General features: G+C 72.9%; 7 protein-coding genes. All 7 read right to left on the reverse strand.

The window, feature by feature from the left end:
• Positions 1-851: adenosylhomocysteinase (locus ABZ873_RS13095; RefSeq protein WP_360869647.1), on the reverse strand; the 851-nt coding region annotated here is incomplete at its 3' end.
• 5 nt (positions 852-856) lie between these two features.
• Positions 857-1840: a methylenetetrahydrofolate reductase [NAD(P)H] gene (metF, locus tag ABZ873_RS13100; RefSeq protein ID WP_360869650.1), complete on the reverse strand. Its 984-nt coding sequence runs from the start codon at positions 1838-1840 to the stop codon at positions 857-859.
• A 55-nt stretch (positions 1841-1895) separates the two neighbouring features.
• A complete protein-coding gene (gene metH / locus ABZ873_RS13105) occupies positions 1896-5387 on the reverse strand; it encodes a methionine synthase (RefSeq protein ID WP_360869653.1) in 3492 nt (1163 codons plus the stop codon).
• Positions 5384-6364 carry a carbohydrate kinase family protein gene (locus ABZ873_RS13110; RefSeq protein ID WP_360869656.1) on the reverse strand — a complete coding sequence of 327 codons (981 nt, stop codon included), beginning with the start codon at positions 6362-6364 and terminating at the stop codon, positions 5384-5386. The genes metH and ABZ873_RS13110 overlap by 4 nt, the downstream gene beginning before the upstream one ends.
• 160 nt (positions 6365-6524) lie before the next feature.
• Positions 6525-7751: a methionine adenosyltransferase gene (gene metK, locus ABZ873_RS13115; RefSeq protein ID WP_360869659.1), complete on the reverse strand. Its 1227-nt coding sequence runs from the start codon at positions 7749-7751 to the stop codon at positions 6525-6527.
• 74 nt (positions 7752-7825) lie between these two features.
• Positions 7826-11350: a condensation domain-containing protein gene (locus ABZ873_RS13120; RefSeq protein ID WP_360869663.1), complete on the reverse strand. Its 3525-nt coding sequence runs from the start codon at positions 11348-11350 to the stop codon at positions 7826-7828.
• A gap of 277 nt (positions 11351-11627) precedes the next feature.
• Entirely contained in the window at positions 11628-13115 is a 1488-nt protein-coding gene (locus ABZ873_RS13125) for a multicopper oxidase family protein (RefSeq protein WP_360869666.1), read from the reverse strand.
• Between the last annotated feature and the right edge of the window lie 330 nt (positions 13116-13445).

Below are 13445 nucleotides of genomic sequence, written 5' to 3' on the forward strand. Positions count from 1 at the left end.
ATCGCCGCCTGCAGCGCACAGATCGGGTCGATCTCGGTGATGACCACCCGCGCACCCTGACCGCGCAGCGACTCCGCACAGCCCTTGCCCACATCGCCGTAACCGAAGACCACGGCCACCTTGCCGCCGATCAGGACATCGGTGGCACGGTTGATGCCGTCGATCAGCGAGTGCCGGCAGCCGTACTTGTTGTCGAACTTCGACTTCGTCACCGCGTCGTTCACGTTGATCGCCGGGAACAGCAGCTCACCCGACTGCATCATCTCGTACAGACGGTGCACACCCGTGGTGGTCTCCTCCGTCACACCGCGGATGCCGGCGGCCAGGGCGGACCAGTCGAGGGTGGTCCTGCCGAGGAGTTCCAGGACGAGGGCCATCTCCTCGTTGTCGGCGGTGGAGGGGTCGGGGACCTGTCCGGCCTTCTGGTATTCGACGCCCTTGTGGACCAGGAGGGTGGCGTCGCCGCCGTCGTCGAGGATCATGTTGGGGCCGGCGTGGCCGGGCCAGGTCAGGGCCTGCTCGGTGCACCACCAGTACTCTTCCAGTGTCTCGCCCTTCCAGGCGAAGACGGGGATGCCGGCGGCGGCGATCGCGGCGGCCGCGTGGTCCTGGGTGGAGTAGATGTTGCAGGACACCCAGCGGACCTCGGCGCCGAGGGCGACCAGGGTCTCGATGAGGACGGCGGTCTGCACGGTCATGTGCAGGGAGCCGGTGATCCGGGCGCCGGCCAGCGGCTGCGCCTCGGCGTACTCACGGCGGATCGACATCAGACCGGGCATCTCGTGCTCGGCCAGGGTGATCTCCTTGCGGCCGAACGCGGCCAGGGAGAGATCGGCGACCTTGAAGTCCATGGGTTCTACTCCGTGTCGGTGGTGGCGTGGTGGTGAGTGGTGCTGGGGTTCAGGTTCTGATGGATCTCTAGAGTCGCGGTGGACTTGTTGAGGGTGATGTAGTGCAGGCCGGGTGCGCCTTCGGCGAGGAGGCGTGCGGACATGGCGGTGGCGTACTCGACACCGATGCGGTGTCCGTCGGCCGGGTTGTCCTTGGCCGCTTCGAGGCGCCGGGCGAGGTGGTCGGGGAAGCGGGCGTCGCTGAGTTCGGCGAAGCGGCGGATCTGGCGGAAATCGGTCGCCGGCATGATCTCGGGGATGACCGGGGTCAGGCAGCCCACCGCGTGGAGCCGGTCGCGCAGCCGCAGGTAGTCCTCGGGGTGGAAGAACATCTGGGTGATGGCGTAGTCGGCGCCGGCCCGGCATTTGGCGGCGAAGTGGCGGATGTCCTCGGTCCAGGACAGGGAGCGGGGGTGCCGTTCGGGGAAGGCGGCGACGCCGACGGTGAAGTCGCCCAGCCGGCGGATGAGGGTGACCAGTTCGTGGGCGTGGTCCAGGCCCTCGGGGTGGGCCGTCCACCTGCCTTTGGGGTCGCCGGGCGGGTCGCCGCGCAGGGCGAGGACGTCGCGGATGCCGGCGTCGGCGTACTGGCCGATGATGTGACGGAGTTCGGCGACGGAGTGGCCGACGGCGGTGAGGTGGGCGACGGGGCGCAGGGTGGTCTCGGTGGCGATGCGTTTGGTGACCTCGACGGTGCGGGTGCGGGAGGAGCCGCCGGCTCCGTAGGTGACGGAGACGAAGGAGGGGGCGAGGGCTTCGATGCGGCGGATGGCCGCCCACAGGGTGCGCTCGCCGGCGTCGGTCTTCGGGGGGAAGAACTCGAAGGAGAAGGTCCGCCTGCCCTGGGCCAGCAGTTCGCGGACGCCGGCCCGGGCGGGGGCGGGGGCCGGGGTGGTGGTGGGGTGGGGGGTGCGGGGGCGTTCGGCGGTGGCGGCCAGGGCAGCCGGCATGTCGGACTCCTTCCGGCTCGTCGCGGGAGCGCTCGGGATGGTGAATGGACTGAATTCAGCGGGCGTTGAAGTAGCTGGCTTCGGGGTGGTGCAGGACGATGGCGTCGGTGGACTGCTCGGGGTGGAGCTGGAACTCCTCGGAGAGCTCGACGCCGATGCGTTCGGGCCGCAGGAGGTCTGCGATCTTGGCGCGGTCCTCCAGGTCGGGGCAGGCGGGGTAGCCCAGGGAGTAGCGGCAGCCCTGGTACTCGGTGCGGAACATGCCGTCCATGCTCTGGGGGTCGAGGCCGCCGATCCCGAGGTCGGCGCGGACCCGGGAGTGCCAGTACTCGGCCAGGGCCTCGGCCAGCTGCACCGACAGGCCGTGGAGTTCCATGTACTCGCGGTAGGAGTCGGCGGCGAAGAGCCGTGCGGTCTCCTCCCCGATACGGCTGCCTACGGTGACCACCTGGAGGCCGACGACGTCGGTCTCGCCGGATTCGTCGGAGCGGAAGAAGTCCGCCAGGCACAGGCGGCCGCGGCTCTGGCGGGGGAAGGTGAACCGGGCGCGTTCGGAGCCGTTCTCCCCGAGGAGGATGAGGTCTTCGCCCTTGGACACGCAGGGGAAGTAGCCGTGGACGACGGCCGCTTCGAGGAGGCCGTCGGTGTGGAGGCGGTCCAGCCAGCCACGCAGCCGGGGCCGGCCGTCGGTGGCGATGGTGTCGGCGTCTTTCAGCCCCCACTGGCCCTTGAACAGGGCGGTCTCGTCCAGCCAGGTGGCGTAGTCCTTGAGGGGGATGCCCTTGATGACGCGGGTGCCCCAGAACGGCGGGGTGGGTACGGGGTTGTCGGCGGCGACGTCGGAGCGGCCCGCCGGGGCGGCTTCGGCCGTCTGGAGCAGCGGGCTGTCGCGGCGGGCGACGCGGCGCTGCTTGAGGGGCGGGAGTTCGGCGCCGGGGACGCCGCGTTTGACGGCGATGAGGGCGTCCATGAGGCGCAGGCCCTCGAAGGCGTCGCGGGCGTAGCGGACCTCGCCCTCGTAGATTTCGTGGAGGTCCTGTTCGACGTAGGCGCGGGTGAGGGCGGCGCCGCCCAGGATGACCGGGTAGTCGGCGGCGAGCTTGCGCTGGTTGAGCTCCTGCAGGTTCTCCTTCATGATCACCGTGGACTTGACCAGCAGGCCGGACATGCCGATGACGTCGGCCTTGTGCTCCTGGGCCGCTTCGACGATCGCGGAGACCGGCTGCTTGATGCCGATGTTGACCACGTTGTAGCCGTTGTTGGACAGGATGATGTCGACGAGGTTCTTGCCGATGTCGTGGACGTCGCCGCGGACGGTGGCGAGCACGATGGTGCCCTTGCCTTCGGCGTCGGTCTTCTCCATGTGCGGTTCGAGGTAGGCGACAGCCGTCTTCATGACCTCGGCCGACTGGAGCACGAACGGCAGCTGCATCTGCCCGGACCCGAAGAGCTCACCGACGACTTTCATGCCCTCCAGGAGGGTGTCGTTGACGATCTCCAGGGCGGGGCGGGTGGTGAGGGCTTCGTCGAGGTCGGCTTCGAGGCCGTTCTTCTCGCCGTCGATGATGCGGCGCTGGAGGCGTTCGTCGAGGGGCAGGGCGAGGAGTTCTTCGGCCCGGCCGGCCTTGAGGGATGTGGTGTTGACGCCTTCGAACAGGGCCATGAGCTTCTGGAGCGGGTCGTAGCCCTCACGACGCCGGTCGTAGACGAGGTCCAGGGCGGTGTCGACCTGCTCCTGGTCGAAGCGGGCGATCGGCAGGATCTTCGAGGCGTGCACGATCGCCGAATCCAGCCCCGCCTTCACGCACTCGTCGAGGAAGACCGAGTTCAGCAGCACGCGGGCGGCCGGGTTCAAGCCGAAGCTGATGTTCGACAGGCCCAGGGTGGTCTGCACGTCGGGGTGGCGGCGCTTGAGCTCGCGGATCGCCTCGATCGTGGCGATACCGTCCCCGCGGGACTCCTCCTGGCCGGTGCAGATGGTGAAGGTCAGGGTGTCGATGAGGATGTCCGACTCCTGGATGCCCCAGTTGCCGGTCAGGTCCTCGATGAGCCGCTCCGCGATCGCCACCTTGTGCTCGACCGTGCGGGCCTGGCCCTCCTCGTCGATGGTCAGCGCGATCAGCGCCGCACCGTGCTCCTGCGCCAGCCGGGTCACCTTCGCGAACCGCGACTCGGGGCCGTCGCCGTCCTCGTAGTTCACCGAGTTGATCACCGCACGCCCGCCGAGCTTCTCCAGCCCCGCCTGGATGACGGGGACCTCGGTCGAGTCCAGCACGATCGGCAGCGTCGAAGCGGTCGCGAAGCGGCCGGCCAGCTCCTGCATGTCCGCGACACCGTCACGGCCCACGTAGTCCACACACAGGTCCAGCATGTGCGCGCCCTCACGGATCTGGTCCCGCGCCATCTCCACACAGTCGTCCCAGCGCGCCTCCAGCATCGCCTCACGGAACTTCTTCGACCCGTTCGCGTTCGTCCGCTCACCGATCGCCATGTACGAGGTGTCCTGCCGGAACGGCACCGTCTGGTAGAGGGAGGCGGCGCCGGGTTCCGGGTGCGGGTCGCGGGGGCCGGGTGCACTCCCCCGTACGCGTTCGACGACGTGGCGCAGGTGCTCGGGGGTGGTGCCGCAGCAGCCGCCGACGAGGGAGAGGCCGTAGTCGCGGACGAAGCCCTGCTGGGCGTCGGCGAGTTCGGGGGCGCTGAGCGGGTAGTGGGCGCCGTCCTTGGTGAGGACGGGCAGGCCGGCGTTGGGCATGCAGGACAGCGGGATACGGGCGTTGCGGGCGAGGTAGCGCAGGTGCTCGCTCATCTCCGCCGGGCCCGTGGCGCAGTTGAGGCCGATCATGTCGATGCCCAGCGGCTCCAGCGCGGTCAGGGCGGCGCCGATCTCGGAGCCGAGGAGCATGGTGCCGGTGGTCTCGACGGTGACGGAGCAGATCAGCGGGACGTGCAGGCCGAGGGCGTCCATGGCGCGGCGGGCGCCGATGATGGAGGACTTCGTCTGCAGGAGGTCCTGGGTGGTCTCCACCAGCAGCGCGTCCGCGCCGCCGGTGAGGAGTCCTTCGGCGTTGATCTGGTAGGCGTCGCGGATCTGGGCGTAGGTGATGTGTCCGAGGGTGGGGAGCTTGGTTCCCGGTCCCATGGATCCGAGGACCCAGCGCTGTTGTCCCGTCGAGGTGGTGAACTCGTCGGCGACCTCGCGGGCGATGCGGGCGCCGGCTTCGGAGAGTTCGAAGTTGCGGTCGGGGATGTCGTATTCGGCGAGTGCGGCGTAGTTGGCGCCGAAGGTGTTGGTCTCGACGCAGTCCACGCCCACCGAGAAGTACGCCTCGTGGACGGAGCGGACGATGTCGGGGCGGGTGACGTTCAGGACCTCGTTGCAGCCTTCCAGCTGCTGGAAGTCCTCCAGGCTGGGGTCCTGTTCCTGAAGCATGGTGCCCATGGCGCCGTCGGCGACGACCACGCGGGTGGTGAGTGCTGCGCGGAGGGCGTCGGCGCGGGCCTGCGCGTGCGGTGTGTCCGTCGTGTGCGGTGTGTTGGTGGTCATGCCGGCGTCCCCAGCTTCGGTTCCAGCAGCCCGGCCGCGTGCTCCCCGTACACCGTGCGGAGGGTGTTCAGGAGCCGCTGGGGCTGGATCTCGTAGGACTGTGAGCCCACGGCGGCCAGGGCCAGGGCGGACATGGCGCAGCCGAGCTGGGCCGCGGTCCGCAGGGGCAGGTCCCAGCCGACGGCGGCGAGGAAGCCGGAGCGGAAGGCGTCTCCGACGCCGGTGGGGTCGGCGGCGTGGACGTCGGGGACGGCGGGGACGGTGAGGGTGGGGGTGTCCTTGGCGTCGATACGGACGCCCTGGGCGCCCAGGGTGGTGATCCAGGTGCCGACTTGGTCGAGGACCTGGCGGTGGTCCCAGCCGGTGCGTTCGCGCAGGAGGGCGGATTCGTATTCGTTGGTGAAGAGCCAGCGGGCGCCGGTGACGAGGGTGCGGACCTCGGCGCCGGTGAGGCGGGCGAGCTGCTGGGAGGGGTCGGCGGCGAAGGGGATGCCCAGTTCGCGGGCCTGTTCGGTGTGGCGGAGCATCGCGGCGGGGTCGTTGGGTGAGACGAGGACCAGGTCCAGGGGGGTGGCGGCGTGCAGGGCGTGGAGGTCGACGCGGGCGGCTTCGGCCATGGCGCCGGCGTAGAAGGAGGCGATCTGGTTGGAGTCCTGGTCGGTCATGCACATGAAGCGGGCGGTCTGGTGGTCGGCGGAGACGTGCACGGGAGCGGTGTCGACGCCGTGTTCCTTGAGCCAGACCTCGTACTCGGCGAAGTCGGGGCCGACGGCGCCGGCGAGGAGGGGTTCCATGCGGAGTCCGCCGAGGCCGTAGGCGATGTTGGCGGCGACTCCGCCGCGGCGGACTTCGAGGGTGTCGACGAGGAAGGACAGGGAGATGGTGTGCAGCTGGTCGGGGAGCAGCTGGTCGACGAACCGGCCGGGGAAGGCCATGAGGTGATCTGTGGCGATGGATCCGGTCACCGCGATACGCACGTGGACTCACTCCTGAGCTGGTCGGTCGGTCGGTCCGGTCTCGGTGGAAGGGGTGGTGCGGGGGTGGTGCGGGGGTGCTGGGGCCCGGCGGGGCGGCGGGTGGGGCCGGGTGGCCGGGCCCCGGCGGGGGTGGGGCTGGGGCGATGGTGACGCGGGGTGGTTATGCGCGGGTGGCGGCGGCCTTGAGGAGGTCGGCGCGGTCGGTGCGTTCCCAGGTGAAGTCGGGCAGCTCGCGGCCGAAGTGGCCGTAGGCGGCGGTCTGGGCGTAGATCGGGCGCAGCAGGTCCAGGTCGCGGATGATGGCGGCCGGGCGAAGGTCGAAGACCTCGGTGATGGCGTCGGTGATGCGGGTGATGTCGGTGGTCTCGGTGCCGAAGGTCTCGACGAAGAGGCCGACGGGCTCGGCCTTGCCGATGGCGTACGCGACCTGGACCTCGCAGCGGGCGGCGAGGCCGGCGGCGACGACGTTCTTGGCGACCCAGCGGGTGGCGTAGGCGGCGGAGCGGTCGACCTTGGAGGGGTCCTTGCCGGAGAAGGCGCCGCCGCCGTGGCGGGCCATGCCGCCGTAGGTGTCGATGATGATCTTGCGGCCGGTGAGGCCGGCGTCGCCCATGGGGCCGCCGATCTCGAAGCGGCCGGTGGGGTTGACCAGGAGGCGGTAGCCGTCGGTGTCGAGCTTGATGCCGTCGTCGGCGAGGCGGGCGAGGACGTGGTCGACGACGTGTTCCTTGATGTCGGGGGTCAGCAGGGCTTCGAGGTCGATGTCGGAGGCGTGCTGGGAGGAGACGACGACGGTGTCCAGGCGCAGGGCGCGGTGGCCGTCGTACTCGATGGTGACCTGGGTCTTTCCGTCGGGGCGCAGGTAGGGGAGGGTGCCGTTCTTGCGGACCTCGGACAGGCGGCGGGAGAGCCGGTGGGCGAGGTGGATGGGCAGGGGCATCAGTTCGGGGGTCTCGTCGGTGGCGTAGCCGAACATCAGGCCCTGGTCGCCGGCGCCCTGGCGGTCGAGTGCGTCGCCGTCCTCGCCGGTGGCGGCGCCTTCGACGCGCTGTTCGTAGGCGGTGTCGACGCCCTGGGCGATGTCCGGGGACTGGGAGCCGATGGAGACGGAGACTCCGCAGGAGGCTCCGTCGAAGCCCTTGGCGGAGGAGTCGTAGCCGATGTCGAGGATCTTGTCGCGGACGAGCTGGGCTATGGGGGCGTACGCCTGGGTGGTGACTTCGCCCGCGATGTGGACGAGGCCGGTGGTGATCAGGGTTTCGACGGCGACGCGGGAGGTGGGGTCCTGGGCGAGGAGGGCGTCGAGGATGGTGTCGCTGATCTGGTCGGCGATCTTGTCCGGGTGCCCCTCGGTCACGGATTCCGAGGTGAACAGACGACGGGACATGTCACTCCTGGTGGTGTGGGACGAAAGTGTCGGGTGGTACGGGTGGGTGGTGCGGGTGGGTGGTGCGGGGTGGTTCAGGGCCGGGCGGTGGTGGCCGCCGCGGTCCGCAGGGTCCGGGCGAGGGCCCGGACCGGGTCGGGGCCGCCGCGGGGGGCGGTGAGGGTGCCGGCGATCGCGACGCGGGGCGGGTACCAGCCGTGGGCGGCGATGCGTTCGGCGACTTCGCAGGCGAGGGAGCCGGCGCCGGAGAAGCCGCCCAGCAGGAGGGGTTCGCCGCGGGCGAGGGCGGGGCGGAGGGCGGCGAGCACGCTGCGGGCGTCGGCGGGCGGGGGCACGGTGGCCAGGGCCTGCGGGCCGGGGTAGGCGTCGGCGAGGGCGTCGTAGCAGCCGGGCGGGGCGCCGGGGGGTGGGAGCAGGCAGATGGTGCCGGTGCCGGTACGGGTGGCCGCGCGCAGGATGCGCAGGGTGCGGGCGGTGGTGGTGGCGGGGGTGGGGCGGATGGTGCGGGGCACGGGGAGGGCGGCGAGGAGGGCGAGGGCCTGGGCGACGGTGGCGTCGTGGCCGGCGGTGTCGGGCAGGGCGCGCAGCAGCAGGGCGGTCTGGGCGAGGGTTTCGGCGGCGTCGGTGTCGGTGATGCGGGTGCGGTCGTGGACGGCGGTGAGGACGAGTCCGCCTTCGGTGTCGTGGTGGGCGGTGAGGGTGTAGAGCAGCGGGGTGTGCGCGGCGATGGCTTCGGCGGGGTCGACGCGGATGCCTTCGGCGGCGAGCTCGGCGTGTACGGGGTCGTCGGCGGGGCCGAGGGGCGCCAGCGCCTCGAACCCGACGAGTGTCTCGGGCCGGGCCCCTTGGCGGGGGGCGGGGCCGGGGGCGCGGTGCGAGGCCGGGCCGGTCGCCTGGCGGGGGGCGTGGCCGCTGGCACGGTGCGAAGCCGTGCCGGGGGCTTGGCGGGCGGCCTCGTGCGGGGCCTCGCCCGGGGCGCCGTACGGGTCCTGGCCGGGGGCCTCGTGCGGGTCCTGGCCGGGGGCGCCGTGGGGGCCCTCGCCGTGGGTGGCGTCGGTGCCGCCCGCGCGACGCGAGCCCGTACCGGGCGCCTGGCCGGGAGCCCTGTGCGGCCCCTGGCCGGGGGCGGAGTCGGCGCCGCCGATGCGGGCCGGACCCGTACCGGATCCTTCGCCGGGGGCGCCGTGCAGGTCCTCGCCGGGAGCGGACTCGGCGCCGCCGATGCGGGCCGGACCCGTACCGGGTCCCTCGCCGGGGGTGCCGCTGGCGAGGGCCGGGCCTGTACCGGGTCCTTGGCCAGGGGCAGTGGCCGGGGCGTTGGCGCAGTGCGGACCCGGGCCGGGGCACGGACGGGAGCCGGGGCTCGGGTGGGCCCCCGGGCTCGGGGCGCTGCCCGGGGGCAGGTCGAGGCCGGGCGCGGAGCCTGGGCCGGGGCACGGGGTGGTCTCGGCGCCGTGACCAGCGCCTGACTCCGGGGCGGTGGCGGCGCCCAAGTCCGTACGCGGGTCCGGGGAACTGGCTGCGCCCAGGTCGGTACGAGAGCACGGCTCGGCGCCGAGGGCCGGGTGGGGACCCGGGCCCGGGGCGGTACCGGGAGCCGAAGCCGGGCCGGGGCTCGGCTCGTTGGACGGCGCCGGGGCAGGAGTGGTGGCCGGACCCGGTCCGGGGCCCGAGGGCAGGTCGAGGCCGGGGCCGGGCGCCGAGTCTGGGCCGGGGCACGGGGTGATCTCGGCGCCGTGACGAGCGCCTGACTCCGGGGCGGTGGCGGCGCCCCGATCCGTGCGCGGGTCCGGGGAACCGGCTGCGGCCGCGTCGGTACGAGGGCAGGACTCGGCGCCGGAGGCCGTGTGGGTGCCCGGGCCCGGGGCGGTACCGGGAGCCGAAGCCGGGCCGGGGCTCGGCTCGTTGGACGGCGCTGGCGCAGGGGTGGCAGCCGGACCCGGGCCGGGGCCCGGGGCCGTGCCCGAGGGCAGGTCGGGGCCGGGCGTGGAGTTGGGGCCGGGGCACGGGGCGGCTTCGACGCCGTAACCAGCGCCTGACTCCGGGGCGGTGGCGGCGCCCCCATCCGTGCGCGGGTCCGGGGAACCGGCTGCGGCCGCGTCGGTGTGAGAGCACGGCTCGGCGCCGAGGGCCGGGTGGGGACCCGGGCCCGGGGCGGTACCGGGAGCCGAAGCCGGGCCGGGGCGAGGCTCGTTGGACGGGGCCGGGGCCGGGGCAGCAGACGCACCGGGGGCGGTGTCGGCGCCCAGGTCCACGCGGGGGTCCGGGGAACTGGCTGCGCCCGCGTCGGTGTGAGGGTGCGGCTCGGTGCCGGGGGCCGGGGCGGGGGGTGAGGACGGGAGCCATTCGTATGGGGAGGATTGGAGGGTTTGGGTGGTGAGGGTGGTGAGGAGGTGGGTGAGGGGGGTGGTGGGGGTGATGGGGGTGTGGAGGGGGAGGGTGTTGCGGAGGGGGCCGGGGAGGCGTTCGGCGCCGGGGAGGGGGATGCCGCGGCCGGAGACGGTGGTGGTGAAGGTGACGGCGGGGGCGTCGGGGGTGGCGCGGTGGAGTTGCAGGGCCCAGACGGCGTGCAGGGCGGTGCTTTCGGCGGCGCCTCGGGAGGCGGCCCAGGTGCGCAGGCGCAGGGCTTCGTAGGGGGTGAGGCGTTGGCGGTTGCGGCCGTGGCCGCGCGGGGGGTGGCCGGGGGCGGGGTGGGGCGGGTGGGGTGGGCCGGGCAGGCGGGCGGCGTCGGCGGGGGCGGCGGTGCGGGCCCAGTAGGCGCGGGCGGGTGCGGTGTCCTGGAGGGCGGTCCAGCGCAGGTGGTCGCGGATGTCGGGGCGGCGTTCGCTGCCGGCGGGGCGGCCGTCGGCGAGGTAGGCGCGGTGCAGGGTGCGGCGCAGCAGGCGGGCGCTCCAGCCGTCGAGGAGGGCCTGGTGGTAGGTCAGCAGGACGCGGTGGGTGGGGCCGTTCTCCTCCAGCAGGGCGATGCGCAGGGCGGTGCCGGGCCGGTGGAGGTCGAATTCCCGCATGCGTTCGCTGAGCAGGAGGGCGTGCCAGTCGGCGCTGCCGCGGGGGTGGCGTTGCAGCTGGGGGGTGGCGTGGGGGTGGACGGTGAGGTGGGGGCCGGTGCCGGGTGCGGGGGGTCTGGCCAGGGCGGTGCGCAGGACGGCTTCGGTGTCGTAGAGGGTCTGCCAGGCGGCGGTGAAGCGGCGGGTGTCCAGGGGGCCGTGCCAGCGCCAGTGGAGCTGTTCGATGTGCAGGGCGGCGCCGGGGTGGGTGAGGGCGTCGAGGAGCAGTTCGCGGCGGGGGTGCGGCAGGGGTGGCGGCCCGTCCGGCTCCGGTGCCGGTGCCGGTGCCGTGAGGAAGGAGGGGGCGGGGGCCGGGGGGTGGCCCGCCGCCGGGGTTCCGGTGAGGAGGTCGCAGAGGCGTCCGGCGGGGAACGGCGGCGGGGGCAGGGTGAGGGTGTGGTGGTGGGCGGTGTGCCGGTGCAGGGTGGGTGTGCACGGCGGGAGGAGGGCGAGGGCGGCGGTGAGGGCGGCGGGGGTGAGCCTGCCGTGGAGGTCGAGGGAGGTGGGAGGGCCGGGTGTGAGGACCGCGGTCATGGCCAGGGTGTCGGCCATCGGTTTCCCTCCTCTTCCCTTTCGGTGTTCTGGACGCATGAGGGGACTCGTGGGGGACACGGGCCGGACATGGTCTGTTGCCGAGGATTCTCGTGGCGGGTCCTCGGCCCGTCCTTGAGCGCGCGTCGAGCGCAGCTCCCCCGGGCCCGAACCCCTGCCCGGCCCCTGCCCATGACCCTGCCCCGGACCCGGCTCCCGCCCGGGCCCCTGCCTCGGCCTCGGTTCCGGCTCCGGGTCCGGCTCGCTCCCGCCCCCCCGGCCCCGGTGTGCAGCAGGGCTATCTGATGCGGAAGTTGGCCATCATGCCCATTGCGGAGTGGTCCAGCAGGTGGCAGTGGTAGACGTAGGTGCCGCGGTAGGTGTCGAAGGTGGCGTGGAGTTTGACCGTTTCGCCGGGGAAGAGGCGGACGGTGTCCTTGAGGCCGGCTTCGGCGGGGGTGACGGGGGCGCCGTTGCGTTCCAGGACGCGGAACTGCACCAGGTGCATGTGGAAGTTGTGCGGGGCGAGCTTGTTGGTGTTGGTGACGGTCCAGATCTCCGAGGTGCCGTGGGTGACGGTCTGGTCGATGCGCTGGGCGTCCCAGACCCGGCCGTCCATGAACCCCCGCGGTTCCTGGCGGCCGTCCTCGTCCATGCTGAGTACGACGGTGCGTTCGACGGTGGCCTTGGCCATGGGCGGCAGGGTGCGCAGCCGGTCGGGTATGCGGCTGGGGTCGGGGGCGGTGCGTACGACGTCGAAGCGCAGGACCTTGCCGACCTGTTCGGGGGTGCCGGGGCCCAGGGTGTTCTCCAGGACGATCTTCGTGCCGACGGGGTAGCGGGAGAAGTCGATGACGACGTCGGCGCGTTCGGCCGGGGAGAGGCCGACGGTGTCGGTGGTGAAGGGCCGCTCCAGCAGTCCGCCGTCGGTGCCGATCTGGGTGATCTGGCCGCCGTCGGCCAGGCGCAGCTGGAAGAAGCGCATGTTGGAGGAGTTCAGCAGCCGGAAGCGGTATTTGCGGGCGGCGACCTCCACGTAGGGGGTGGGGCGGCCGTTGGCGAGGAGGGTGGTGCGGCCGAAGACGTCGTCCATGACGTAGTGGAGCTGTCCGGCGTCGTCGAAGTGGGCGTCGCGCAGGGCGATGGGGATCTCGTACTGGCCGGCGGGCAGGGGCAGGGCGCGTTCGGTGTCGTCGGTGAGGAGGTAGGTGGCGGACAGGCCGCGGTAGACGTGTTCGGATTCCATGTGGTGGGCGTGGTCGTGGAACCACAGTCCGGCGGCGCTCTGCTGGTTGGGGTAGGTGTAGGTGCGGGAGGTGCCGGGGGCGAAGGTGTCCATGGGGGCGCCGTCGTTGTCCGGGGAGACGTTCCCGCCGTGGAGGTGGACGGCGACGGGCATGGTGAGCTGGTTGCGGTGGCGGATGACGACGCGCCGGCCGCTGCGGGCGCGCAGGACGGGGCCGGGGAAGTGGCCGTCGTAGGTGAGGACCTTGGTCTGGGTGCCGGGGATGATCTCGCGGGTGACTTCCTTGATGGTGACGGCGTAGGTGTCCTGGCCGCCGAGGGTGGAGACCGGTGAGAGCACCGGCGGGGACGGCATCCGGACGGTGAACGGCGGCGGGAGCGCCACCTTCGGACCACCCGCACCGCCCGGACCGCCCGCACCGGGGGCGGGGGCGGCCGGGGCGGAGTGGGCGGTGAGCAGCGGGGTGAGGCCGCCGGCGGTGAGGAGTCCGGCGCCGGTGGCGGCGAGGGCGCCGCCGAGCAGGCTGCGTCTGGTGACCATGGAAGTGTCCTCCTGGGAAGGCGGGTTGACGGGGTGCGGCCGCCCCGCCCCGGGGATGCGGGGCGGGCGGGTGCGGGTGGCGGGGCGGGCCCGGCACGGGTGGCGCGCGGCGAGTGCACCAGACGCGGCTTGCGGCGGGCTCGAGCCGGGATGGTGTGCGGGCGTCCGGCGTTGCGCGGGCCTTGCGGGGGCTGGGCCAGGCTCCTCGTGCGTACGTACGACCGCGTACGCGCGACCGTGCCGGCCCCGTCCGCGGGGGCGGCCTGCTGGGGGGAGGCGTCCGTGGACCGACGTGATCTGCGTGACTTACGCGACTGGCTGCCGCGCGCG

The sequence above is a fragment of the Streptomyces sp. NPDC047014 genome (assembly GCF_040644195.1).
In the GTDB taxonomy this organism is placed as follows: domain Bacteria; phylum Actinomycetota; class Actinomycetes; order Streptomycetales; family Streptomycetaceae; genus Streptomyces.

What these genes read in the sequence shown, in the direction of transcription:
- metF (WP_360869650.1), bottom strand. Translation starts at nt 1,840, where the DNA reads ATGCCGGCTGCCCTGGCCGCCACCGCCGAACGCCCCCGCACCCCCCAC.
- ABZ873_RS13120 (WP_360869663.1), bottom strand. Translation starts at nt 11,350, where the DNA reads ATGGCCGACACCCTGGCCATGACCGCGGTCCTCACACCCGGCCCTCCC.
- ABZ873_RS13125 (WP_360869666.1), bottom strand. Translation starts at nt 13,115, where the DNA reads ATGGTCACCAGACGCAGCCTGCTCGGCGGCGCCCTCGCCGCCACCGGC.
- metK (WP_360869659.1), bottom strand. Translation starts at nt 7,751, where the DNA reads ATGTCCCGTCGTCTGTTCACCTCGGAATCCGTGACCGAGGGGCACCCG.
- metH (WP_360869653.1), bottom strand. Translation starts at nt 5,387, where the DNA reads ATGACCACCAACACACCGCACACGACGGACACACCGCACGCGCAGGCC.